This window comes from Xanthobacter autotrophicus (assembly GCF_030015065.1).
Lineage (GTDB): Bacteria > Pseudomonadota > Alphaproteobacteria > Rhizobiales > Xanthobacteraceae > Xanthobacter > Xanthobacter autotrophicus_D.
This window is the reverse complement of sequence record NZ_JAIVFN010000014.1, coordinates 1-22,980: the sequence shown is the minus strand read 5'-3', so window position 1 is coordinate 22,980 and position 22,980 is coordinate 1. Positions and strand designations below refer to the sequence as shown.

Annotated in this window: 29 protein-coding genes and 1 pseudogene; 17 read left to right on the top strand and 13 right to left on the bottom strand. The window is 67.3% G+C overall.

The genetic code is table 11. The features are described 5' to 3' along the window. Positions 1-97: 97 nt before the first annotated feature. Positions 98-664, top strand: a complete 567-nt coding sequence (locus K9U40_RS05170; RefSeq protein ID WP_282889143.1) for a Spy/CpxP family protein refolding chaperone — start codon at positions 98-100, stop codon at positions 662-664. Between the two features lie 307 nt (positions 665-971). Here the strand turns inward: K9U40_RS05170 and K9U40_RS05165 are convergent, their stop codons facing one another. Continuing rightward, the gene (locus tag K9U40_RS05165) at positions 972-2,324 is read right to left on the bottom strand and encodes a ferredoxin reductase family protein (RefSeq protein ID WP_282889142.1); all 1,353 of its coding nucleotides are present in this window, start codon (positions 2,322-2,324) and stop codon (positions 972-974) included. Positions 2,325-2,843: 519 nt separating this feature from the next. Here K9U40_RS05165 and K9U40_RS05160 point away from each other — a divergent pair. The 3 genes from K9U40_RS05160 to K9U40_RS05150 are packed head-to-tail and all read left to right on the top strand — an operon-like array spanning position 2,844 to position 5,832. Then, positions 2,844-3,983, top strand: coding sequence for an efflux RND transporter periplasmic adaptor subunit (locus K9U40_RS05160; RefSeq protein ID WP_282889141.1), 1,140 nt, complete (start codon positions 2,844-2,846; stop codon positions 3,981-3,983). Continuing rightward, positions 3,980-5,113, top strand: a complete 1,134-nt coding sequence (locus tag K9U40_RS05155; RefSeq protein WP_282889140.1) for an ABC transporter permease — start codon at positions 3,980-3,982, stop codon at positions 5,111-5,113. The genes K9U40_RS05160 and K9U40_RS05155 overlap by 4 nt, the downstream gene beginning before the upstream one ends. Before the next feature lie 5 nt (positions 5,114-5,118). Beyond that, positions 5,119-5,832 (top strand): ABC transporter ATP-binding protein, encoded by a 714-nt coding sequence (locus K9U40_RS05150; RefSeq protein WP_282889139.1) that lies wholly within the window; start codon positions 5,119-5,121, stop codon positions 5,830-5,832. 21 nt (positions 5,833-5,853) lie between these two features. Here K9U40_RS05150 and K9U40_RS05145 read toward each other — a convergent pair whose 3' ends face one another. Continuing rightward, positions 5,854-6,351, bottom strand: a complete 498-nt coding sequence (locus K9U40_RS05145) for a cytochrome b (RefSeq protein WP_282889138.1) — start codon at positions 6,349-6,351, stop codon at positions 5,854-5,856. 63 nt (positions 6,352-6,414) lie between these two features. Next, positions 6,415-6,948: an EF-hand domain-containing protein gene (locus K9U40_RS05140; protein ID WP_282889137.1), complete on the bottom strand. Its 534-nt coding sequence runs from the start codon at positions 6,946-6,948 to the stop codon at positions 6,415-6,417. A gap of 171 nt (positions 6,949-7,119) precedes the next feature. Here K9U40_RS05140 and K9U40_RS05135 point away from each other — a divergent pair, with 171 nt between their 5' ends. Together K9U40_RS05135 and K9U40_RS05130 are read left to right on the top strand one after the other, a co-directional pair. Further along, complete coding sequence (locus K9U40_RS05135) at positions 7,120-7,854, top strand: response regulator (protein ID WP_282889136.1); 735 nt, start codon at positions 7,120-7,122, stop codon at positions 7,852-7,854. Continuing rightward, positions 7,851-9,221, top strand: a complete 1,371-nt coding sequence (locus K9U40_RS05130) for an ATP-binding protein (RefSeq protein ID WP_282889135.1) — start codon at positions 7,851-7,853, stop codon at positions 9,219-9,221. Before K9U40_RS05135 ends, K9U40_RS05130 begins: the two co-directional genes overlap by 4 nt. Before the next feature lie 4 nt (positions 9,222-9,225). On the opposite strand, the gene K9U40_RS05125 is transcribed toward K9U40_RS05130, so the two are convergent. Both K9U40_RS05125 and K9U40_RS05120 read right to left on the bottom strand, forming a co-directional pair. Continuing rightward, positions 9,226-10,425, bottom strand: coding sequence for an MFS transporter (locus K9U40_RS05125; protein WP_282889134.1), 1,200 nt, complete (start codon positions 10,423-10,425; stop codon positions 9,226-9,228). Further along, positions 10,425-10,778 carry a DsrE/DsrF/TusD sulfur relay family protein gene (locus K9U40_RS05120; RefSeq protein WP_282889133.1) on the bottom strand — a complete coding sequence of 118 codons (354 nt, stop codon included), beginning with the start codon at positions 10,776-10,778 and terminating at the stop codon, positions 10,425-10,427. Before K9U40_RS05120 ends, K9U40_RS05125 begins: the two co-directional genes overlap by 1 nt. Positions 10,779-10,871: 93 nt before the next feature. Between K9U40_RS05120 and K9U40_RS05115 the strand changes: the two genes are divergently transcribed. The 4 genes from K9U40_RS05115 to K9U40_RS05100 all read left to right on the top strand — a co-directional run bounded on the left by K9U40_RS05115 (position 10,872) and on the right by K9U40_RS05100 (position 14,419). Beyond that, a complete protein-coding gene (locus K9U40_RS05115; RefSeq protein WP_282889132.1) occupies positions 10,872-11,537 on the top strand; it encodes an ArsR/SmtB family transcription factor in 666 nt (221 codons plus the stop codon). Positions 11,538-11,586: 49 nt separating this feature from the next. After that, complete coding sequence (locus K9U40_RS05110; protein ID WP_282889131.1) at positions 11,587-12,507, top strand: sulfurtransferase; 921 nt, start codon at positions 11,587-11,589, stop codon at positions 12,505-12,507. A gap of 111 nt (positions 12,508-12,618) precedes the next feature. Beyond that, positions 12,619-12,948: a multicopper oxidase domain-containing protein gene (locus tag K9U40_RS05105; protein ID WP_282889130.1), complete on the top strand. Its 330-nt coding sequence runs from the start codon at positions 12,619-12,621 to the stop codon at positions 12,946-12,948. A gap of 61 nt (positions 12,949-13,009) precedes the next feature. Continuing rightward, positions 13,010-14,419, top strand: coding sequence for an MFS transporter (locus tag K9U40_RS05100; protein WP_282889129.1), 1,410 nt, complete (start codon positions 13,010-13,012; stop codon positions 14,417-14,419). 111 nt (positions 14,420-14,530) lie between these two features. Here the strand turns inward: K9U40_RS05100 and K9U40_RS05095 are convergent. Together K9U40_RS05095 and K9U40_RS05090 are read right to left on the bottom strand one after the other, a co-directional pair. Then, positions 14,531-14,716 (bottom strand): annotated as a pseudogene (locus K9U40_RS05095) (integrase); the annotation flags it as partial. Between the two features lie 42 nt (positions 14,717-14,758). After that, complete coding sequence (locus tag K9U40_RS05090; RefSeq protein ID WP_282889128.1) at positions 14,759-15,709, bottom strand: LysR substrate-binding domain-containing protein; 951 nt, start codon at positions 15,707-15,709, stop codon at positions 14,759-14,761. 128 nt (positions 15,710-15,837) lie between these two features. Here K9U40_RS05090 and K9U40_RS05085 point away from each other — a divergent pair, with 128 nt between their 5' ends. Both K9U40_RS05085 and K9U40_RS05080 read left to right on the top strand, forming a co-directional pair. Continuing rightward, entirely contained in the window at positions 15,838-16,383 is a 546-nt protein-coding gene (locus K9U40_RS05085) for a carboxymuconolactone decarboxylase family protein (RefSeq protein ID WP_282889127.1), read from the top strand. Between the two features lie 69 nt (positions 16,384-16,452). Then, positions 16,453-17,076 (top strand): pyridoxamine 5'-phosphate oxidase family protein, encoded by a 624-nt coding sequence (locus K9U40_RS05080; protein ID WP_282889126.1) that lies wholly within the window; start codon positions 16,453-16,455, stop codon positions 17,074-17,076. Positions 17,077-17,297: 221 nt separating this feature from the next. On the opposite strand, the gene K9U40_RS05075 is transcribed toward K9U40_RS05080, so the two are convergent. The 5 genes from K9U40_RS05075 to K9U40_RS05055 form a co-directional block, all read right to left on the bottom strand. Continuing rightward, complete coding sequence (locus K9U40_RS05075; RefSeq protein WP_282889125.1) at positions 17,298-17,915, bottom strand: TlpA disulfide reductase family protein; 618 nt, start codon at positions 17,913-17,915, stop codon at positions 17,298-17,300. 105 nt (positions 17,916-18,020) lie between these two features. Then, positions 18,021-18,710, bottom strand: a complete 690-nt coding sequence (locus tag K9U40_RS05070) for a haloacid dehalogenase type II (protein ID WP_282889124.1) — start codon at positions 18,708-18,710, stop codon at positions 18,021-18,023. Between the two features lie 13 nt (positions 18,711-18,723). Next, the gene (locus tag K9U40_RS05065) at positions 18,724-18,861 is read right to left on the bottom strand and encodes a hypothetical protein (protein WP_282889123.1); all 138 of its coding nucleotides are present in this window, start codon (positions 18,859-18,861) and stop codon (positions 18,724-18,726) included. A gap of 26 nt (positions 18,862-18,887) precedes the next feature. Further along, on the bottom strand, positions 18,888-19,610 hold the full coding sequence (locus K9U40_RS05060) for a cytochrome c biogenesis CcdA family protein (RefSeq protein ID WP_282889122.1): 723 nt from the start codon (positions 19,608-19,610) through the stop codon (positions 18,888-18,890). A 10-nt stretch (positions 19,611-19,620) separates the two neighbouring features. Then, positions 19,621-20,025 (bottom strand): thioredoxin family protein, encoded by a 405-nt coding sequence (locus K9U40_RS05055; RefSeq protein WP_282889121.1) that lies wholly within the window; start codon positions 20,023-20,025, stop codon positions 19,621-19,623. On the opposite strand from K9U40_RS05055, the gene K9U40_RS05050 reads away from it, so the two are divergent. The 5 genes from K9U40_RS05050 to K9U40_RS05030 all read left to right on the top strand — a co-directional run bounded on the left by K9U40_RS05050 (position 20,011) and on the right by K9U40_RS05030 (position 22,358). Continuing rightward, positions 20,011-20,706 (top strand): TetR/AcrR family transcriptional regulator, encoded by a 696-nt coding sequence (locus K9U40_RS05050; protein ID WP_282889120.1) that lies wholly within the window; start codon positions 20,011-20,013, stop codon positions 20,704-20,706. The two genes, K9U40_RS05055 and K9U40_RS05050, sit on opposite strands and share 15 nt — an antisense overlap. Before the next feature lies 1 nt (position 20,707). Beyond that, a complete protein-coding gene (nrtS, locus tag K9U40_RS05045) occupies positions 20,708-21,097 on the top strand; it encodes a nitrate/nitrite transporter NrtS (protein WP_282889119.1) in 390 nt (129 codons plus the stop codon). 17 nt (positions 21,098-21,114) lie between these two features. Beyond that, positions 21,115-21,363, top strand: coding sequence for a GDCCVxC domain-containing (seleno)protein (locus K9U40_RS05040; RefSeq protein ID WP_414115019.1), 249 nt, complete (start codon positions 21,115-21,117; stop codon positions 21,361-21,363). Between the two features lie 50 nt (positions 21,364-21,413). Beyond that, positions 21,414-22,034: an RNA polymerase sigma factor gene (locus tag K9U40_RS05035; protein WP_282889117.1), complete on the top strand. Its 621-nt coding sequence runs from the start codon at positions 21,414-21,416 to the stop codon at positions 22,032-22,034. Between the two features lie 81 nt (positions 22,035-22,115). After that, positions 22,116-22,358, top strand: a complete 243-nt coding sequence (locus tag K9U40_RS05030) for a zf-HC2 domain-containing protein (RefSeq protein WP_282889116.1) — start codon at positions 22,116-22,118, stop codon at positions 22,356-22,358. Between the two features lie 98 nt (positions 22,359-22,456). Here K9U40_RS05030 and K9U40_RS05025 read toward each other — a convergent pair. Beyond that, on the bottom strand, positions 22,457-22,980 hold a 524-nt coding region (locus tag K9U40_RS05025), incomplete at its 5' end, for a DUF6969 family protein (RefSeq protein WP_432715905.1).

Genomic DNA, 22,980 nt, shown 5'->3' with positions numbered 1-22,980 from the left:
ACGCGGCAGGAGGCGCAAGCGCGCCTAAAATGCTCGGGCTCAACCCCGGTTCAGGTCGGAGGGGCGGACGTGTCCGCCCACAGGAAGGGAGAGCGTCATGAAGATCAAGTCTTTTTCCGTCACGGGCGTCGCAGCGTTCGCGCTGGTCGCGGCGGCATTGTCCGCCGTGCCGGCGAGCGCCCAGATGGGCGGTGGGCCCGGCTATGGTCCGGGCATGATGGGTCAGGGTGCGGGTTATATGGGTCCCGGCCAGGGCGGCTGGGGCCCCGGCTTCCAGCGCGCGGCCCGGAGCATGATGGGCGGCTGCGGTGGCTGGATGACCGGTGATGCCGATGGCGAGCTGCCCGCCTTCATTGAGGGGCGAGCTGCCTTCCTGAAGGCCGAGCTCGGCGTCACCGATGCGCAGGCCAAGGCATGGGACGCCTATGTGGTGGTGATGAAGAACAATTTCGTCAGCATGCAGGGCCTGCGCCAGGCCATGCGCGCCAGCTTTGACGCCGACACGCCGGTGGAGCGCCTGGAGTCCCGTATCGCGGTGATGGAAGCCCGCGCCGCCGCTCTTAAGGACATGAAGCAGCCGCTAAGCGGCCTCTACGCCGCGCTCAGCGATGGCCAGAAAAAGAAGGCCAACGAGTTGCTCACCGGCATGGGATGCATGATGTGAGCGTGACGGGGCGGGCCTCGCCGCCGGCCTGGGCGGATGCCCGCCGCCTCTGACGTACTTTGTCGCGACCGGCCCGTCTCGTCGGGCCTGTTCGGTCTGGCTGATGTCGTCGGGATTGTCGTCCGCCTGATGGTCCCACCACCGTCGCGCCGTTGACGAGCAACGGCAGATGCGCGGGTCCCTTCCCAACCACAGCAGGAGGCATGTCTGCAGGCGGTGAGCCGCCGCAACGAGGAACCGCGGTCAGCGGTTCTGCGCACCGTCCGGGCTCCCGCCTCCGATTTGGACACAACAGGTTGAGCCAGCCTCACCGCATGTCGAAGAGCTCCTGATGGAACCTCTGCTCCACGGGAAACCCTGCGGCGGCGAAATCCCGTCGCAGCACCGCCCCGAAGCCGGCGGGACCGCAGAACCAGATGCTGGCCTCGCGCCAGTTCGGCACGGCCTCGCGGATGCGGGCGCCGGTCAACCGGCCGTCGCGCGGGCTGACCAGCAGGTGCAGGCGCACGTTGGCGGAGCGCGCGTCGTACCCGAGTTTGGCGAGCGCCCCCTCGTCCACATCGGAGGTGGCGTGGAACAGGTCCGCCGTCTGTCCTTCCGGCCAGTCGGGCGCCTCGCCGCGCAGGGCCATGTGCTTCATGCGCGCGATGAACGGGGTGATGCCGATGCCGCCGCCGATCCAGATCTGGTGGCGGCAGTCGTCGTCGAAGGTGAAGCAGCCGTATGGCCCCTCGACCCGAACCTCCTGGCCCACTTTGAGCCGCTCCTTGAGGCGGCTGGTGTGGTCGCCGAGCTCCTTGGTAATGAATGTGATCCGTGGATGGTCCGGATGCCAGCCCGAAGCAATGGTGTAGGGATGCGCGCCTTCGGAGGCATCCGACAGGGCGAAGGCGAACTGGCCCGCCCGATGCCCCGGCCAGCCGGCCGGCACATCGATGATGGTTTCGAGCACCTTCACCCCCGGAAAATAGTTCATCTCGGCAATCCGCCCCTTCACCTGCCGCGCGGCGCCGACCCGGCGCGCCAGCACCACGCCCGCGGCGAAGGTGCCGCCGGCCAGCAGCAGGGCCATCACCGCGCCGAGCGGCGTCATCCAGTCGGCGAAGTTCAGGAGCACCACCGTGTGGAACACCAGCACCAGATAGGCCACCGCCAGCAGGCGGTGGGTCTTGTAGAACCAGCGGTAGGGAAAGACGCGGATCAGGGCCAGCGCGATCAGCGCCACGGCCGCGTAGAAGGCCCATTCGCCGATGCCCTCGGCGGTGCCGCGCAGGCTTGAGAAGAAGGCCTCGACCGGGTTCGCGATGGGTGGGCGTGGGCCGCGGACGGGTCGCTCCAGCAGGCCCCAGCCCACGGCCCATTTCGGCCCCTGCGCCCACAGCCAATGGATGACGGCGACGACAAGGGCGGTGATGCCCAGCCATTTGTGGAGGCGATACATCTTGTCGAGCCCGCCCATCCAGCGCTCGGGCCAGCGCGGGCGCAGGGCCAGCAGCATCGCCACGCTCATGACGGCGATGGCCAGGACGCCGGTATATTGCGCCGCTACCGCCCGCACCGCGAAGAAGCCATTCCGTTGGAACACCCCAGGCTCCGCTGCGATCCACAGCACGGACATGAAAGCGAGGATGCCGAAAAGGGCCAGCTTGATGTGTCGCATGTCTACGTTTCTCTTTCACGCCGCGACGAGGCGCCATCGACCTTGAACAGGCATCTCCATGGCGAAGAACACCCGAGAGTGGCGGATGCCGCATTGAGAGAACTCAAGCGGCAGGTTTTACGTCCGCACCGCACCGCACCGCCCGCCGGCGCGGAATGGTCGCTTATGGCCACGTCGAATCAGGCAATGTGTAATGCTGGCTTGATGTATGGTCAGAATATTCCCGAACGTGGATGCCCGTCTGATCCCGATTGTGCTGGTGCAGGCGGGGCTGGATCCGTTGAAGAGGCTCGAAGTCGCCGCGCGCATTGAGCCTACCGAGGATCGCCCGAGGTCCGAGCAATGCGCCGCGTCCGAAATGATGCTGATATCGGCCTCACCCGGATGTCGGTGCGACGCTGTGGAGACTTCTGGCAGGAGGTGAAAGTGTCGGACGGACAAGACGAGGCGCAGCCGCCCATGCCTTCCTCATCCGCTGGCGCCGCCGAAAGGCGTCCCAAGGGACGGATGCTCAGGACGGTGGCCCTGTCCGCCGCGGCGGTCGCGGTGCTTGCGGCGGGGGTCTTCTTCGCCGGCAGCAGACCCATTCCCGTCAGTGTCGCATATCCAGAGCAAAACGTGCCTGTGCGGGTGTTCGGCCTGGGCACCGTCGAGGCCCAGGTGCTGTCCAAGATCGGCTTCGAGGTCGGTGCGACCCTCACCGAGCTTCTGGCCGATCATGGGGACCGCGTGTCCCAGGGGCAGGTGCTTGCGCGCCTCGATGCGGGGGAGCAGGAGGCCAAGGTTGCCAAGGCGGTGGCCGCAGCGGAGATCGCGGAGGTCAACATCCGCCGCGCCGAGGCGAACCTCCAGAAGGCGAAGGCCGTCTTCGCCCAGAAGCAGGTGGCCAACCGGCGCAAGCAAACCCTGGCGGGACGCGACATCGTCTCCCAGCAGGTCGCCGAGGAGACGCTGCGCGACGAGGCTGTCGCCAATGCGGATGCGCTTGTGGCGGAAAGCGAGCTTGCAAGCGCCAAGGCCCAACTCGCCGATGCGCGCGCCCAGCTGCAGTTTGAGCAGACCATGCTGCGCCATCGCACGCTGGTCGCACCCTACGACGCCATCGTCATCGCGCGCCACAAGGAGGCCGGCAGCGTCGTCAATCCGGGGGAGCCCATCTTTTCCCTCGTGGCGGTCGGCACCTATTGGGGGCTGGCCTATGTGGACGAGGCGCGTGCCGGCTTCATCGAGGAGGGCCAGCGCGTGGAGGCCCGCAGGCGCTCAACCCCGCAGCAGAGCTTCGCCGGGCGCGTGGCGCGCATCGGTCTTGAAAGCGACCGTGTCACGGAAGAGCGGCGCATCTATGTGAAGGGAGACAATCCTCCGCCCCGCATCTTCCTCGGCGAGCAAGTCGAGTTCTGGATCTCTGTCGCCACGCTCGACAAGGCGCTGCTCGTTCCGGAAGCCGCCGTGCAAGGCTATGACGGGCGGGAAGGCAAGGTCTGGACCGTCGAGCAGGGGCGCCTCGAGCGCCGTCTCGTCGCCTTTCGCCATCGCACCGAAGATGGGCGGCTCGAGATCTTCGGCGGCCTGCCCGAGGGAGCGCTGGTCGTCACGCAGGTCGATCCTGCCTTCAAGGAGGGCCGTGCCGCGCGCGTCATCGAGGCCGGCGCCCCATGAACCTCGCCTATCGCGACATCTGCCACAACCTCGGGCGCTTCCTGCTGACCTGCCTGGGGCTCGCCCTTCTGCTCGGGGTGGTGATGGCGATGATCGGAATTTATCGCGGCATCGTCGTTGACGCCCTGACGATTGCGCGTGCTCCGGCGGTGGATCTCTGGGTCGTGGAAGCCAACTCGCGCGGCCCCTTCGCCGAAGCGTCCCGCATTCCGGGCGATGTCCGCGAGGCGGTGGCGCGCATCGCCGGCGTCACCGCAGCCGGCGGCATCACCTACCAGACCGTCGAGGCCGAGCATCAAGGCCGCAAGCTCCGTCTCTACGTCATCGGCTATGAGCCGACGCGGCCCGGGGGACCGCCGGAGATCGCGGAAGGACGCGCCATCGTGCGCAGCCATTTCGAGATGGTCGCCGACCAGGCGAGCGGACTTGTTCTCGGCGACAGGATCGATCTCGGGCGCAACACGTTCGCGGTCGTCGGCCTGACCCGGCACCAGGTCAATTCCGGCGGCGACCCGGCGGTCTACATCACGTTGGGCGATGCGCAGAAGCTGCAGTTCGATCTCGGTCCTCCCGCGGCCCGCGTCCAGATCGCACGCGGAACCGCGGCGGCCGGTCGCGACACGGTGAATGCCGTCGTCGCACGCCTTCAGCCCAAAGCGTCAGTGGATGCCGTGGCGGAGACGATTCGTCGATGGAAACACTTTTCGGCCATCACGCAGGCGGAGCAGGAGGATATCCTGTCCCGCTCGCTGGTCGATCGCGCCCGGCGCCAGATCGGGCTGTTCACGACAATCCTGCTCTTTGTGTCCGCGGTGATCATCGCCCTCATCATCTATACGATGACCATGGAGAAGCTGAAGCAGATCGCGACGCTCAAGCTGATCGGCGCCCCCGATCGCACGATCGTCCTGATGATCGTGCAGCAGGCGCTGGCGCTCGGCCTGATTGGGTTCGCGCTCGGCACGGCCATGATCTTCGCCATCAAGGATCACTTCCCGCGTCGGGTGGTCCTCGATGTGGACAATGTGGCCGGGCTCGGCCTGGTCGTGCTTGCGGTCTGCATCGCGTCGAGCGGCCTGGGTGTTCGCGCGGCATTGCGGGTTGATCCCGCCACGGCGCTCGGAGGTTAGGCGACATGCCATTGGCCGGTGATCCCCTGGTTCGGCTCGATCACATCTCCAAGCATTTCGGCACGGGAGCAACGCGTGTCGACGCCCTGCGCGACGTCTCGCTGACGGTCTACCCGCGCCAGGTGGTGGCTCTGCTGGGTCCGTCAGGATCCGGCAAGACGACACTGCTGAACGTGATCGGCTGCATCCTCGACGCCTCGTCCGGCGCGATGGAGCTCGATGGCGAGCGCGTGATCGAGGATGGTCGCTGGCTGAGGTCGGATCTCAGGCGTCTGCGGCTGGACAAGATCGGCTTCATCTTTCAGTTCCACAACCTGATCCCGTTTCTCGACGCAACCGAGAATGTGGCCCTCGTCCTGCGCCTGGCCGGCAAGGATGCCGAGACGGCCCGGGCACGCGCGGCCGAGCTCCTCGACTATCTGGAGGTCGGCAATCGACGCTCGGCGATGCCGGCCAAGCTTTCGGGCGGCGAGGCGCAGCGGGTCGCGATCGCGCGCGCGCTGGCCAATCGCCCGTGCATCATCCTGGCCGACGAGCCCACCGCGGCTCTCGATTCCAAGCGCGCCGGGATCGTCATGGATCTTTTGCGCAAGGTCGCCATCGATCAGGATGCCGCGATCATCGCCGTCACCCACGACGAGAAGATCTTTGATCGCTTCGACCGCATCTTTGCCCTTCGCGATGGCCGGCTGGAAGCCGAAGCGGTTTCACCCGCCTGAGATCCCACGACGCCCCCGCCCTCAGACGCCGGGACGCACCATGCGCTGCATGATGCCGCTCTTCAGCACGCTCTGGTGAAAGATCACGGCGAGGACGTGCAGGGCAATCAGCGCCAGCAGCACCACCTTCAGCACGTTGTGGGCGCCGGCGGCGGGCCGCACATCGACGAACCAGGCGAGGGCCCCGGTGGCCGAAAGCCCGATCAGCGCCGCATAGAAGGCAAGATGCGTCACCCTTGCCAACACGGCGAGCGCCGGGGGCTCGCGCTCGGGCAGCGGCGGCGCGGCGCGCGTCGTGCGCAGGGCGATGCGCCACAGGACCAGGGCGAGGATGAGGACGCCACCCGCCACATGGGCGAGCACCAGCGGGTCGAAGCCGTAGGCCTTGCCCTGCACATAAGCGCTCCAGGCCTCGGCGATGGCATCGTTGAAGAGATATTGGGCGGCAACGAGGGCCGCAACGGCCCAATGCAGGGCGATCTGGGTGCGGGAATATCCGGTGGTGATGGGGGCGGTCATGTCCTCTCCTTTCCGTGTCGGACGAGGTGGCGGCCCCCGCGCGGGGCCGCCACCTGCTCCAGGTCATTTCCCCGGCTTGGCGCCGGGCGCAGCCTGCTGGCCGTGCCACGCCTGCATCCGCGCCATCATCTGGGCGGGGAAGCGCATCTCCTCGGCGCTCAGCTGGCCGTCACCATTGGCGTCGAGCATGGCGAAGGGGCGGTCAGCCATGGTCTTCGTCACCTCGGCGAAGAGCTTGCCGAACTCCTCGCGGGACAAGGTGCCGTTGCCGTCGCCATCATGGCTCGCCCGCAGCTTCTCGATGCCGGCCTCCGCCTCGGCGACGGTCACTGTGCCGTTGCCGTCGGCGTCGAAGGTCATGTAGACCTGCGCGGCGGCGAAGCGGCCCATAGGCCCATGCATGCCACCGCCCATGCCACCGCCCATTGGGCCACCCATGCCCTGCCAGCCGGGACCGCCATGGCCGCCCATCATGCCGAAGCCGGGACCGCGGCCCCAGCAGCCGCCCGGGCCACCGGCAATGGCGGGGATGGAGAGAGCGCCGACCACGGCAATTGCGGCGACGGCGCCCAGGATCGCGAGCGTCTTGCGTTTCATGTCCTCACCTCATCGCTTGTGCGTGTCGATGGGGCGAAGGTGGGCGGGCTGCGTCGCAGGAGGATATCGGGGGAAGGGGCGAAGTGTATCGCTCTGTCGCAAGCCCTGGCTTCGCGACCGGACGCGACAATTGGTTTTCCGGGTCGTCCAAGGAGGCGCTAAACCTGCCCCATGGCCGAGCACCCTCACATTCCCCACATCCTGGTCGTGGACGATCACCGCGAGATCCGCGACGCGGTCGGCCGGTACCTGGAGAAGAATGGCCTGCGCGCCACCACCGCAAAGTCGGCGGCCGAGATGGACGAGCATCTGCGGGGCGGACGCTTCGATCTCGTGATCCTCGACGTGATGATGCCGGGCGAGGACGGGCTGTCGGCGGCGCGCCGCCTGAGCGCTGCTGGCGGCCCGCCCATTCTCATGCTCAGCGCGCTGGCGGAGGAGACCGACCGGGTGGTCGGCCTCGAAATCGGCGCGGACGACTATCTGGTGAAGCCCTTCAGCCCCCGCGAGCTGCTGGCCCGGGTAAAAGCCATCCTGCGCCGCAGCGAGCGGCCCGAACTGCTGGCGGGCGCCCTCGGCGGGCGCAAGCTGGCCTTTGCCGGCTGGGTACTTGATACCGACAGCCGCCAACTCGTGCATGCGGCGGACGGACGGGAGGTCGCCCTCACCACCGCAGAATTCAAGCTGCTGGTGGCCTTTCTGGAGCGGCCCCGCTTCGTGCTCTCCCGCGACCAGCTGATGGACCTGACCAGCGGCCGCAGCGCCGACGCCTTCGACCGCACCATCGACAACCAGGTCAGCCGCCTGCGCCGTAAGATCGAGGTGAACCCGGCCGAGCCGAAGATCATCACCACCATCCGGGCGGGCGGCTACAGCCTCGCCGCCGATGTGCGGGAGGCGAGATGAAATTCCCCCTCCCCCGCAGCCTTCTGGCCCAGGTGGCCCTACTTTCGGTGGCGGCCATGATCGTTGGCCAGATCGCCAGCTTCTGGCTGTTCACGGCGGAGCGGGGCGCGATCATCCGGGCGGATCAGCGGGCCATGGCGGCCGAGCACGCGACGCGGCTCGCCAGGCTCGTCGACGGGGGCCCCGCGCCCGTGCGTGGCGAACTGGTGGAGGCTGCCACCTCCCGTGCCCTGCGCTTCGCGCTCTCCCCCGATCCTGCAGTACCTGAGGGCCGTTCGGACATTGCGGTGGACTGGCCCGGCGCCCGCGCGCAGGAGGCCTGGGACACCTTTCATCGCGGCCATGGGCCACCGTCCCCCATGCGATGGCTGAGGGACTACGGCATCGCCCCGGCCGAGTTGCGCCTTTCGCTGCCGCTCTCGGATGGCCTCTGGCTCAACGCCGCCGCCCGGCTGGAGCGGCCCGGCATGCATCTGCCGCCGCAGGCGCTCGCCTCGACCCTGCTGACGCTGCTGCTGCTTCTCGGCGCGCTCTGGCTGGGCCTCAAGCGGATCACCGGTCCCCTGCGCGGGCTGGCCGCCGCAGCCGACGCCTTCGGGCTCGGCGCCGAGCCGCCGCCCTTGCCGCGCGACGGCCCGCGCGAGGTGCGTGCGCTCGCCGAGGCTTTGGCCCGGATGCATGAGCGGCTCTTCAGGATGATCGGCGAGCGCACGCGGATGCTGGCGGCGCTCGGCCACGATCTGCGCTCGCCCATCACCGCCTTGCGGCTGCGTGCGGAGATGGTGGAGGACGACGAGATCCGCGAGCGCATGACCCTCATCCTCAACGAGATGCAGGAGATGACCGAGGCCACCTTGGCCTTCGCGCGCGGCGTGTCGGTGGCGGAGCCCCTGGAGCCGGTGGACCTGACCGGCCTCCTGGCCGATCTCGCGGCGGAGCTTTCCGCCTCGGGCCCGCCCGTCACCCTCGTCGTGTCGACGCCGCACATCCTCCCGCTCCGCCGGATGGCCCTGCGCCGCGCGCTGCGCAACCTCCTGGAGAACGCCCAGCGCTATGGCGCGGGCGCGACGGTCGGGATCAGCCATGCCGGGGAAGCGGCCTTCGTCACCATCGACGATGCCGGGCCGGGCATTCCGGAGGCGGACCTGGAGCGGGTGTTCGACCCCTTCGAGCGGCTGGAGACCTCCCGTTCGCGCGAGACCGGTGGCGCAGGCCTCGGCCTGCCCATCGCCCGCGCCATCCTGCGCGCCCATGGGGGCGAGGTGAGCCTGTCCAACCGGCCGGAAGGCGGCCTGCGGGCGACGGTCCGCCTGCCGACGCCGGAGCTTGGGGCCAAAGCTTGGGCGAACGCGTCGCGTGAGGTCTAGCCGTTTAAACCCGCCCCTCGCGCCAGCCGAGCCAGACGAGGGCGAGGACCGCGAGGGCGAGCCATGGCAGCAGCACGGCGTTCATGATCTGCCAGCCGAGCAGGTGCAGCATCGCGCCGGCGCCGAGCGAGGTCGCCACCCCGACGATGAAGATCACGAGGTCGTTGGCCGCCTGCGCCCGAGCGCGCTCTTCCGGCGCGTAGCAGCGTGTGAGCAGCGTGGTGCCGCCGATGAACAGGAAGTTCCAGCCCACGCCCAGCAGGACCAGCGCGGAGGCGAAGGCGAGGAATTGCGTGCCCGACAGCGCGATGAGAACATGACCCGCCAGCAGGAACGCCCCGGCCAGCATCACCTTGAGCACCCCGAAGCGGGAGATGAGCGCGCCGGTGAAGAAGGACGGCAGGAACATTCCCAGCACATGCATCTGGATCACCGTCGCTGCGGCCGAAAGGTCGTGCTGATGGTGCAGCATGGCGAGCGGGGTCGCCGTCATGGCGAGGATCATCACGCCATAGCCCGTGGCCGCGCCGAACAGGGCCACGAGATAGCCGGGCTGCCGGACGATCGCGCCCAGCGGTCGCCCGCCGCTCGATGCGCTCTGGGTGGGGCGCGGCACGTCAACGCCCTGCAGGAGACCCGCCGCCAGCAGCGAAACGACGGCGAGGATCAGGAACGAGCCCGCATAGTCCGCCGCCAGCAATGGGCCACCGAAGCGCCCGAGGATCGGTCCGGCGATGGCGGCCACCACCCCGCCGGCCAGGACGAAGGAGATGGCGCGGGGGCGAAAAGCGTCGGTGGCCACCTCCGCCGCGGCGAAGCGATAGAATTGCGCGAAGGCCTGATAGGCGCCGACGAGGCCGGTCCCGAGGCAGAGCAGCGGCAGCGACGCATAAAAGATTCCGAGCGCCCCCAGGAGGCCGCCGAGGGTTCCCAGCACGGCGCCCGCCACGAAGCCGACCCTTCGCCCCACGCGGGCCATCCACAGGGATGCCGGGGCGATGCCGATCGCCGTGCCGAGGAACATGGCCGCGACCGGCAGCGTGGCGAGTTCCGGCGCGGGGGTGATGGCGGCCCCGGCAAGGCCGGCCACCGTCATCACCATGACGGATGCCGTCTGGAACAGCGCCTGGGCGGCGGAGAGCAGCGCGACCTGCCGGATCATGCGGCTTCGCGGCATCGCCTGCGCAATGGCGGGTGCGGTCATCAGAACACCAGGACCTTGTCGGCCGAAACGGTGACGGCCGAGAGTTCATCCATGGTGCTGCGCCGCGCGCCCGGCGTCACATCGGCATCGCAGAGGCCCCGGGCGTCCATGCAGGTGCCGCACAGAAGCACCTCGCCCTTGCCGGCGAGGACCCGCTTCAGCATGCGCTCCGCATTGTAATAGCCGTCCGGCGTCTTCTGGCCAGCCTTCGCGGCGGCGACGGCATCCGCCATGAGGAACACGGTGACCCGGTTTCCCGCATCCTGCTTGAGGATGCCGGCGGCGAGGCGCAGGCCGTTATAGACGCGCTCCGTGCCGTAGGGCGGATCGTTGAGAATGAACAGCGCGTGCATGTCCGACTCCGCCTGTACCCCACGATGCCCTCGCGGCATGGGCAGGACAATTATACGTTCAAGTTATCGCTTGAATGATGTATCGTTACCATCATGTGCAAGTCAACGGATCCCAAACGCGCTCTGTTCGCCGAGCTGGCCGCGGTGGCGCGCGCCCTCGGCCACGAGCACCGCGTGGAATTGCTGGAGCACCTCGCGCAGGGCGAGCGTAGCGTGGAGGCGCTGGCCCGGCTGACCGGGCTCTCCATGGCCAATGCCTCCCAGCACCTGCAGCAGCTGCGTCGTGCGGGCCTGCTGGAGGCCCGCCGCGACGGCAAGTTCGTCCTCTACCGGCTGGCGGACGACGGGGTCGTCCAGCTCATGTCGGTGCTGCGGCAGACGGCGGAACGCAATGTCGCGTCTGTGGGTGCTCTGCTTGCGCGCTATTTCGACGGGCGGGACGGGCTTGAGCCCGTCGGTCGCGCCGACCTTGTGGACCGCGCGCAGGCGGGCCTCGTCACGGTGATCGACGTGCGGCCCCGGGAGGAGTTCGACCTCGGCCACGTGCCCGGAGCCGTCAGCGTCCCGCTTGAGGAGCTCGATGCCCGCCTCGCCGAGTTCGATCCGGCGACGGAGATCGTTGCTTATTGCCGCGGCGCCTATTGCCTGCTCGCGGTGGAGGCTGTTGCACGCCTGCGCGCCAGGGGCTTCTCGGCCCGCCGCATGGAAGACGGAATGCCGGAATGGCGCGCCGCCGGGCTGCCCGTCGCGGCAGGCTGACACGACGCCGTCGCCGAAGTCCCAACCAACAAGAATGGGAGAAACGCCAATGTTCAAACTGGTATGGGGCATGCTTGCCCTCGGGTTCCTCGCGGCCGTGCCCGCGCCGCCCGCCGCCGCCCTGGACCTTCCCGGCCCGCTGGTCTCGAGCGAATGGCTCGCAGCCCACCAGGAGGAGGTCCTCGTCCTCGACGTGCGCAATGACGACACCAGCTACAAGGAGGGCGGCCACCTGATCGGCGCGGTGCCTCTCGACTTCCGCAAGGCCCGTGGCACCACCACCGAACGCGGCGTGGAAATCACCGACATGAACCTCCCGCCCGAGGCGTTCTCGGCGCTCATGCGATCGGTCGGGGTGAGCGACGACACGCTCGTCGTGCTCACCCATCGGGGGCGGGGACCGGACGATGCGGGCTATGCCGCCTACGTCTATTGGCAGCTCAGATATTATGGCCACGACAAGGTTGCCATCCTCGACGGCGGCACGACCAGATGGGTGGCCGAGAACCGCGAGGTGTGGGGCGAGGACGAGGCGGCGCAGACGGGGAATTTCAAGGCCCGGCCTCCGCGCCGCGAATTCCTCGCCGACACGGCCCAGATGGAGGCGCTCCAGACGCGCAAGGATGCGGGCATCCTCGACGCCCGGTTCTTCAGCTTCTATGTGGGCCTGGAGAAGCGCCCGAACATCGTGAAGGCGGGCCACATTCCCGGCGCGAGGCTCTTTCCTTTCGATGCGAATTTTGCCGCCAACGGCACCTATCGCCCGAAGGAGGAACTCGCCCTCGCCTATACAGCCGTCGGCCTCGGTCCCCGGCAGACGGTGGCGGCCTATTGCAACACGGCCCATGTCTCCGCCATCTCGTGGTTCGTGATGCACGAACTGCTCGGCTACCGGGACGTCATGCTCTATGACGGCTCCATGCTGGCCTGGAGCAGGCACGGCCTGCCGGTTGAGACGCAGCTCAGATAACGAGGCGGACGGAGCCGATACTCCCCGGGGCTGGCCGACCTCTCCCTCGAACTGAAGCTACCCGCGGCAAAGCCCGTCGCGCCACGGCAACCTGACACGCGCTATACGGTGATGTTCGGCGAAGAGCCCGGCTCTCGCCGGGTCATTGACGGCCACATCCGCGGCGGGCACCGGCCCTTCGACGTGCGCCAGGGCGAGAGGGCGGAGATGACCTTCATGAACCCCACATCCATGATGCACCCGATGCACCTGCACGGGCATCATTTCCAGGTGGTGGGCATCGGTGGACAGCGCTTTTCCGGGTCGGTGCGCGATACGGTGGTCGTTCCCGCCCATGCGCCGGTGACCACCGCCTTCGACGCGGGCCATGTGGTCGTGGTTCCTCCACTGCCACCTCGGCCACACGGGCTCGGCATGATGACGCAGGTGCGCGCAGCGTAACGGGACGAGGGCGCATGAGCCCTTGTGGGCGTCGGTCGGGTTCGTCAAGTTGAGAGCTATCATGCATGCTCCGGCTCAAGACACCGATAAGCGCCGGTCGATCCCGAGAACCGTCTGGGCGCTCGGGTTCGTGAGCCTGTTCATGGACATCTCGTCGGAGATGATCCACGCGCTGCTGCCCCTTTTTCTCACCGCAACCCTCGGAGCCAGCGTGGCCGTGGTGGGCCTCATTGAGGGGGTGGGCGAATCCACCGCCGCCATCGTGAAGGTCTTTTCCGGCTACCTGTCCGACCGCATCGGCTGGCGCAAGCCGCTGATCCTCATCGGCTATGGATTGGGCGCCGCGTCGAAGCCGTTCTTCGCCCTCGCCGGCGCGCCGCCGATGGTATTCGCCGCGCGCTTCGCCGACCGCATCGGCAAGGGAATGCGCGGCGCGCCGCGGGACGCGCTGGTGGCGGATGTCACGCCGCCTTCCATCCGCGGGCGCGCCTACGGGGTGCGACAGGCGCTCGACACCGTCGGCGCGTTCCTCGGGCCGCTCCTCGCCATCGCGCTGATGGCGCTGTTCGCCGACGACATGCGAACGGTGTTCTGGTTCGCCCTCATCCCCGGCGCGCTCGCGGTGGCGTGCGTCATCCTGGGGGTCGAGGATCGCGCCATCGGGGAGGAGGGCGCCGTCGGCCGTCCGCCGCCGGTGCGCCTCGCCGATCTCCGGCACCTCGACGGCGCGTTCTGGGGCGTCGTCGCCATCGGCGTGGTGTTCACCCTCGCGCGGTTCAGCGAAGCCTTCCTCGTGCTGAAGGCGCACGACGAGGGCCTGCCGCTGGCCCTCGCGCCGCTCGTTCTCGTGGCCATGAACGTCGTCTATTCGCTCGGCGCCTATCCCGCCGGTGCCTGGTCCGACCAGGCCTCACCCACGCGCCCGCTGCTGGTGGGGCTGGCAGTCCTCATCGGCGCGGACCTGATGCTGGCGTTCGCGCCGGGCCTTTGGGGCGCCTTTCTCGGCATCGCCTTGTGGGGCGCGCACATGGCGCTCACCCAGGGCCTGCTCGCCAAGCTTGTAGCCCAGCACGCGCCCGCGACGCTGCGGGGCTCGGCGTTCGGTCTGTTCAACCTCGCCACCGGCGTCGCCATGCTGGTGGCGAGCGTCGTCGCGGGGGTGCTGTGGGAGCGGATCGGCTCCGCGGCGACCTTTGCCGCAGGGGCCGGTTTCGCGGTCGTCGCGGCCCTGTTCGTGACGGTGCCCGCCCTGACGCGCCGGGCGGCGCGCGCCTCCCCTGAGACGCCCCGGCCCCAGGCCGTCCGTGCCCGTGACGATGATGGAGATCGGGATAGTGCGGGTGCCGATGCGCCAGCGGCGCATGCCGGTGCCAGTGGGAGTGCGGCTCGCCGGGCTGCTCGACCGCAGGGGAAGGCTTCCCCTTACGCTTCCAGATGGCGACCCATGCTATTCCAATTGGCGGGCCATTGACTTCCAATCAGCCGATATCACTGCTTCCGATTGTCCGGGATTCGGGGATGGCATGTTTGAGCGGTTTGTAGAGCGGCGGGTGGAGGAAGCCCTTTCGGATATCCGTCAGCGCTCTCCGCGCAGTTTCTTCGTCTTGACGGTGATGCGTGTCTTCCCGGCCATGATGTCCTTCATGGCCTTCGTGACGTCGGCTTTCGTCAGCTCCCTGACGCGACGCGAGCCGAGGAGAGGAACGATATGACGGTGGATGCGGCCCAGATCGGAGACAATCGTCCCGGGTTTCTTGGGGCGTCCGCCCATCGGGCTCGGACCGAATACTGAAGCGTAGGCTTTCAGCTGTCAGGACGCTCGCCCCGAAGCGTCCTGTCGGGGGTCGCCCGCGCCTCTCCACATCAATTGATCGAGGGCGGTCTTCAGCCGAGGCGCCGCAAAATCGACGAAGGCGCGAATCTTGGGCGCGACGAGCCGGGCGTGCGGATAGACCAGATGCACCGGCTGGGCCGGTGGCTTGAATGCGTCGAGGACGGCCACCAACGTTCCGGCGCGGATCTGGTCGCTCACCATGTAGGATAGGGCAATGGCGATGCCGTGCCCCTTCTCGGCGATCTGGATGGCGGTCACTGCGTCGTTGATTTCGAAGGTCGGGTTGAGGTTCAGGCTGCCCTGCTTCTGTCCGTTCAGGAACCGCCATTCGCGGTTTGGCATGAGGCCTGTGAAGGCGATCATGGAATGGAGCCGCAGGTCGGTGGGTGCGACCGGCGCCCCGCGCCTTGCGAGGTAATCCGGGCTTGCGACCAGGACCCGATGGACCGCGCCGATCCTTTTAGCCATCAGGCTCGAATCCGGCAGGTGACCGATGCGCACGGCGATATCGATGCCTTCCTCGACGAGGTTCACGACCCGATCGAGCAGCAGAACGGATGCCGACACGCGCGGGTGCTGAGCAAGGAAGGCGCAGACCACCGGTGGAAGCGCGGATCGCCCAAACGTCACCGAAGCCGTGATGGTGAGGTGGCCTTGCGGCATGGCCGTTTCGCCGACTGCTTCCTTCTCGGCCGCGTCGAGATCGGTGAGGACGCGCCGTGCGCTTTCCAGGAAGCTTCGGCCGACATCGGTGATGGTCACGCTGCGAGTCGTCCGATTGAAGACGCGCGCGCCGAGGCGGTCCTCGAGCGCAGAAATGGCGCGCGTCACCGCCGGCGGCGACAGGCGCAGCCGTGCGCCGGCCTTGGCGAAGCTGCCGGCGTCTGCCACCGCGATGAACACCTCGATTTCATGCAGCCGGTCCACGCATTATTCCTCCGTGCGAAATAAATCGTTCCACATCTCGGGCATTCTTTCAAACGGCGCGGTGAGCCAGATTGCACGGGAGCGGCGCCGAGGCGCACCGCACCATCAGATACGGAAAGACCAATCCCATGGCTCGTGTTGCCGTCATCGACCCCCAGACCGCCACTGGCGAGGCCAAGCAACTGCTTGACGCCGTCCAGTCCGGCCTCGGCATGGTACCGAACTTCATCCGTGTGCTGGCGAATTCGCCGGCCGCGCTCAGCGCCTTCCTGGGCCTCTACGGGATCGCCGGCGCCGGCGTGCTCGACCCGCGGACGCGCGAGCGCATCGCCCTGACGGTCGCCGAGCAGAATGCCTGCCAGTATTGCGTCTCGGCGCACACGGCGATCGGCCGAAAGGCCGGCCTCGACACTCAGGAGATGCTCGCCAACCGTGCGGGCCGGTCCTCGGACGCCAAGGCGGAAGCCGCCCTGGGCTTTGCCCGCGCGCTGGTCGCGCATACGGGCCAGGTGAGCAAGGCCGAGTTTGACGCGGTCCGCGCGGCGGGCCACTCCGACGCCGAGGTGATCGAGATCATCACGCATGTGGCCATGAACATCTTCACCAACCTGCTGGGCAAGGCCACCCAGATCGACATCGACTTCCCGGCGATCGAGTTGAACACGGCCGCTTGACCCGGCGATGGCGACATGGCGCGGCTTCGGCCGCGCCATCCGTCTCTGGGGCGGATGGAGGAGGACATCATGCCACACCACTTCGCGGAGATCGCCTTCACACCCATGGTGAAGAAGGTGCAGGAGGACCTGGGCAGCCGAGCGTCCTATGCCCGGATGGAGCACTTGCCCCATGCGGTGAATTACCGGCTCACGGATGCCGAGGTCGGGTTCATCGCGGCCCGGAACTCACTCTACATGGCCACTGTCAGCGAGACGGGCTGGCCCTATATCCAGCATCGCGGCGGACCGACAGGGTTCGTGTGCGTGCTCGACGAGAGCACGATCGGCTTTGCCGATTTCCGCGGCAACCGCCAGTATGTCAGCGTCGGGAACCTGATGACGGACGAGCGGGTGTCCCTGTTCTTCATGGATTATCCGAACAAGACCCGTCTCAAGCTGTTCGGCCGCGCCAAGATCGTCGGGTCCGACGATGAGGCGGTGCTGTCGCGCCTTGAGATGCCGGACTACAGGGCGCGGATCGAGCGGGGCTTCGTCATCACGGTCGAGGGCTTCGACTGGAACTGCCCCCAGCACATTACCGAGCGCTTGACGCTCGATGAGGTGCGCGCGGTGACGGCGCCGCTGACGGCCCGGATCGCCGAGTTGGAGGCCGAGCTGGCGCGGCAGGCGGCGCAGCCGCGGGCAAGATGAGGTGCGTCATGCCAAACCAACCGCTGACGCTGGATCGATTCCCGCAATACGGACATCCGCGTCAGGAGTGGCGGTCGACAATCGAGCCCGGAGTCACCCTGGTCGAGGGCATCGATATTTGATCCTCGCCGCGGCCGAGCCGGAATCCGAACTCGTCACCTCCTGTTGGTTCGCCTTGCGGAATGGTATCTGAATTCCTGTGCCGCCTGCCCCCGATAGTCTTAAGGATCCGCGTAATAGCGCAGGAGCCGGAGCGCTGCGGGCGATGTCCAGTCCATCTCGCCACTGAAATAGCCGGCCACGCGGCCGTGGCGGTCGATGATGTAGGAGATGGGCATCCCGTAGAGCCTGAACAGCGGCCTCGCGTCGGGCCCCTGAGCTTGCGTCAGTTGTCCGCCCGGATCGAGATAAGGCGTCAGTTTGCGGACCCCGAGCCGATCGAGAAACGGCTTCACCACCGACGTACCTGAGCGATCGATGGAGACCGCGACGATCTCGATCTTCTCTCCGCGGAGCATGGCCTGGAGTTGCTCCAGTTGCGGGACCTCGCGCCGGCAAGGCGGACACCATGTGGCCCAGAAGCTCAGCAGGACGACGCGGCCGCGAAAGGACGACAGATCGATCCGCTTCCCGTCCATCCGCTCGACGTTCACCGGGGAAAGGACACCGCCCCCCGCGACGATGATGAATTGCGACCGCGCCGTTCGCAGCTCGGGCGGATCATCCTGGAGCGGCGGCATCTGTGCCCCGACGGCGGACGGCCAGATGAGGCTGGCGAGGCCGCCGATCACTGCCCGCCTGTTCATGAGACTTCGCGCCCGCATGGGAAGCTGTTCCATGTGTTGTGATCAGCGGCCGGCGTCAGCGCGTCGACAGTGCGCGGTGCCGACGTGCGCGCGCATCGCTCCAAGCCGTCGTCGTCCGGTCCGCCGTCCTGAGCCCGCCTACGCCGCCCCGACCAGTTCCGGGAGAGAGGCAAGGGACGTCACCATGCGATCGGGCCTCCCGGGGAGCCGCTCGGGTCTTTGCCCATAGCGGTTGCACCAGATGACCCGCATCCCGAACGCCGATGCCGCGTGGGCGTCCCACGCATTGGACGATTGGAAGGACACAGCCGACGCGGGCAGGTCCAGCCGATCGAGCGCAAGCTGGTAGACCTTGGGGTGGGGTTTAAAGACCCCGACGTCCTCCACCGACAGCACCGCGTCGAGGACGTCGCCGAGCTGAGCGCCCTTGACCGCGGCGTCGAGCATTGCGGGGCTGCCGTTGGACAGGATGGCAAGACGCAGTCGGGCCGCCTTGAGGCGACGCAGAACATCGCTCACCTCGGGAAAGGGGCGTAGGGTGAAATAAAGGCCCATCAGGCGCTCGCGCAGGCCCGCATGGCTGATCGCCAGGGTCTCCAGGGCGAAGTCGAGCGCATCACCGGTCACCTGATGGAAATCAGCGTGCCGTCCCTGCGCGGCGCGCAGCCAAGTATATTGAAGCTGCTTGTCGCGCCACAGCGCAGCAAGCGGGGCGGATTTGTCTGCCAGCACATCGGCACAGTCCTGCGCCGCGGACGAGACGTCGAACAGGGTCCCGTATGCGTCGAAGACGCAGGCCCGGATTCCCTGAAGCGGTACGGAATTCATGTGGATGCCCTCCTCATCGGTTTCGGTCTCGCCTGTCCTCGGCTCGCAGCCAGCGGCGCGCTCTGCGCACCACGCCATCACGACCGAACGGCAGGACGACCCCGAGCGTGCGCAATGGCTGGTGCAGAAACAGAATGTCGAGGCCGGTCATGGATTGCCTCCGCATCCGGAGACCGGTCAAAACTGCGTGGTCAAATGGGTGAGCCAAGCGGGGGAAGCCTCCACCAGGGCCGCCTCCAGGCGCTTGTCGAGGCCCGTCAGGATGAGCAGGCCGATGATGATGAGGAGGGCGCCGAGCACGGACTTGCCGCCTTGGCCGAACTGCAGCAGCCGGTCACGCCAGCGCATCATGGCTTCGCGCGAGAGCATCCCCAGCCCCAGCAGCGGCAAGGCCGCGCCGAGGCCGAAGGCGAGCATGACCAGGGCCACCTCGCCGAGGTTCTCGCCTTTGGCGGCGAGAACGGACGCGGCCCCGAGGGTGGGACCGACGCAGGGGCTCCAGACCGCGCCGAGCAATAGCCCGACGGCGAACTGCCCCTTCAGCCCGGTGGCGGAGAAGCCGCCAAACCGCTCCTGCGCCCAGCCGGACGCCGGGCCTGCCGCACTTGCCAGCCGCGCCTGGAAGATCGGCACGAGCAAAACGAGGCCGACCGACATCAGCAGCACCGCTGCGACGGCCCGAAACACCCCGGCATCGAGACCGATGGAATAGCCGATGGTCGCGACGAAGAGGCCGATGGTGACGAAGGACAAGGCAAGGCCGCCCGCCAATGCGACAGGCCCCAGCCGATGTTGCGAGGCTGCTGCCCCCAAGACCAAGGGCAGGATGGGCAGCACGCATGGAGACAGCGTCGACAGGATGCCGGCCAGGAATGCGAGAAAGCTGTCGCCGAAGGTCATGAGCCGCGCCTCACCGGGCGAGTGACGATTTCACCAGCGCGGCGATCGAAGCGGGGTTGGTGTCGCCCACCGACCGCGCCGTCTCGGTCTTGCCCCGAAATGCGATCAGGGTGCTCTGGCTTTGCGCCTTGAAGCCCCGAACCACGGGCTTCTGCGTGTCGAAATCCACCTCGAAGATGACCAAAGCCTTGGTCTCCGGCTGCGCGGCCAGGGCATCGATGATGGGCTTTTGCGCCTTGCAGGTGGGACACCAGGGGGCCGAGATCTCCACGAGAATGGGTGCACTCGCCGCCTGGGCAGCAGCAAAAGCTGCCGGGTCGAAGGGCTTGCGCTCGGCGGCGGAAGCGGAGAGGTGCGATCCGAGCAGGACCAGAGCGCAGGTCAGGCCGGCGAGCAGCGGGTGCAGTCGTTTCATGAAGGTCCTCCTGAAAAATCGGTGCTTGTTTTTTTGATCGGGCGATCTAAAAAATCAACGAAGATCCCCAATGCACAGGTCACGTTTCAAGGAGCACGCGCCATGGGACGACACCGCGCCTTCGACGAAGAAGAAGTCATCGACGCCGCCGTCGCCGGCTTCTGGGAGAAGGGATATGGCGCGACCTCGATCAGGGACCTCGCGGCCCGGATGCAGATGGGCGGAGCGAGCCTTTACAATGCGTTCGGAGATAAGCGGGGGCTGTTCATCCGCGCGCTCCAGCGCTATCTCGACCTCTCGTCGCGACGGCGGATGGCTGAACTCGATGCCGCCGCCGATCCGCTGGCTGCTCTGCACGATTTCTTCGCGAACCTTGTTGCCGCCTCCCTCTGCGATCGCCGTGGCTGCCTCCTCGTGAACGCCGCCATGGAGGTTGCGCCCATCGATCTCGAACTCGGTGCGGACATCAGGGACGGTCTCAAGGAAGTGGAGGACGGATTTCGCCGCACCATCGAACGGGCGCAGCAGGAGGGTTCCGTCGACGCCGGCATGCGCTCCGAGGATGTTGCCCGCCGCCTCCTGTCGGCGGTCATCTCGGTCCGCGTGCTCGCCCGCTTGGGTGAGGACCGCGCGCTCCTGGAGAGCATCGTCCGGTCCGCGCTGCCGCCGCGGGAGCGCTGAGATGGCCGATGAGGGATCCGGCCGCCATCCGGGAGGCATCATGATCATGCGCTTTCTCTCCCATGCCCTGGAGTCCGGTATTCCCCGGCGGTCCTTCGGCGTCGCCGCGGTGGTGGGCACCGTCCTTAACCTCATCAACCAGGGCGACGCGATGGTGGGCGGACGCGCGCTCGATTGGACCAAAATCGCACTCACATTCATCGTGCCCTATTGTGTCGCCACCTATGGCGCCGTCTCGTACCGCCTGCGCCAGGAACGGGACGCCAACTGCACCGGGGCGCCCCCTCGCTCGCCCCCTCCTGCGACGGAGAGCCAGGCGGAAGACGCAACGCCTGATGGTTCGTCTCGTGAGCGCGCGCGCCGTTACACCGACGCGGAAATGAAGCGATGACCCCGGCCGCGCCTCTGATGCGCGAGGGCATCATCACCTGTCCGCACTGCGGCGCCATCGCGTCGGAGCCGATGCCTGAAGATGCATGTCTTTTCTTTTATGCGTGCAAGACATGCGGCGTTGTGCTGCGACCCAAGTCGGGCGATTGCTGCGTCTTCTGCTCATACGGATCGGTGCCCTGTCCCCCGATGCAAGCGCAGCGGGCCGGGTCGATGGGCGAGGCTCAGAACGAATGCTCGGGGCTTAAACCTAAGCGGGGGCCATGATGGGTGGAGGGAAGCAGCACGGCCCGGGTGAAACCGAACCGGATGAGGCCGTGGCGCGGCTGCGGGCGGGGGACGAGGTTGCTTTCCGCGAACTGGTGCGCAGCCTCAACGGGGCCATGATCAGCCTGGCCCGCACCTTCGTCAAAAGCCGCCCGACCGCCGAGGAGGTGGTTCAGGATACCTGGGTCGCCGTGATCACCGGCCTCTCCGGTTTTGAGGGGCGGTCCTCCCTCAAGAGCTGGATCTTCGGCGTCCTGGTCAACAAGGCCCGCACGCGCGGCGCGCGTGATGGACGCACGATCACCTTTTCGGACCTGGGCGTGGACGGGGATCCCGCTGTCGATCCCGGTCGTTTTAAACCCAACGGCATGTGGGCCGATCCTCCAACCTCCTGGTGCGACCTCACCCCTGAGCGCATTGTCGCGGGACGCCAGATGCTGGAGCATGTGCGTGCGGCGCTGGATACCTTGCCGCCGGCCCAGCGCAGCGTCATCATCCTGCGCGACGTCGAGGGATTGGAACCGGAGGAGGCCTGCGCGATCCTCGGCGTGAGCGAGGCCAATCAGCGCGTGCTCCTCCACCGCGGCCGCGCCCGGCTGCGCCAGGCCATGGAGACGCTGCTCGCTCGGCCGGAAATGGGCAGCGCGCCTCGCACGACGCGAAAAGTGTAACAGTAGGATGAACTGCGAGACTGAGAAGGATCCTCCTTTCGTTCGTATAAAGAGCCCTGGATCGAATTTCGGAGACGTATCGTGCTGAGTTGCCGCGAAGTGACCGAAAAGGCGAGCGCCTATCTCGATCAGGAGTTGAGCTGGTCGGCACGCGCGCAATTTCGGCTGCATCTGATGATGTGCAAGCACTGCCGCAGATATGTCGATCAACTGGCGAAGACGGTGACACTGCTGCGTGAAGCGGGACATGCGGAGGCGCTGGATCGCGGCACGGAAGACAAGCTCGCAGAGCTGTTCCGCAATGCCGGCGAGCCTCGCCCGTAAAAGGATTTAAGCAAAAGTGGATTGCGATCCTGCGCCAAGAACGCGCGTCAAAACAGAAGTCTACAACACATTCGGGGCGCTGGCGCTCGTGAGTCGCCTCACCGGTCTTGGCGCGCTCCTCGAACCGCGGTGATCCAGCCGTCGATATCGACCGGACGCCGCGAGAGGACCCCCAAGTCCGGATCGCCCCACCTTCCTGCGCCTCCGGCGGTTCCGATTTCGAGCGCCGCATCGCGTTCTTGCAGCAGTCGGGCGATCACCGGCTGGTGGAGGGCGATGAAGGCTGCGAGCCACCGGGCGGCAAGGGGTGCAGCGCCCGGATCGGAGAAAGCGAACCGATCAATCAGCGGGATCACCGCATCGGCAGGATAAAGCCATTCGTCCGTCACCCATTGGTTGGTGGTGAACAGTTCGACCGGCACACCCCTGTGGTCCATGGAGATCGCCACGAGGTGGCATAATTGCTTGCCGCTGTCTTCGGCGTCCGGCCGAGCGTGAGGTGGTCCCGGTTTGGCGGACAGATTGGCGGCTTTGCTAAGCTTGGTTCTGGTGTGCGTTACGCCGCCATGTCGATGCTGTCGCAGGCCGTATGGACCTCCTCCGGCGTTCTGCCGCCGAGGGC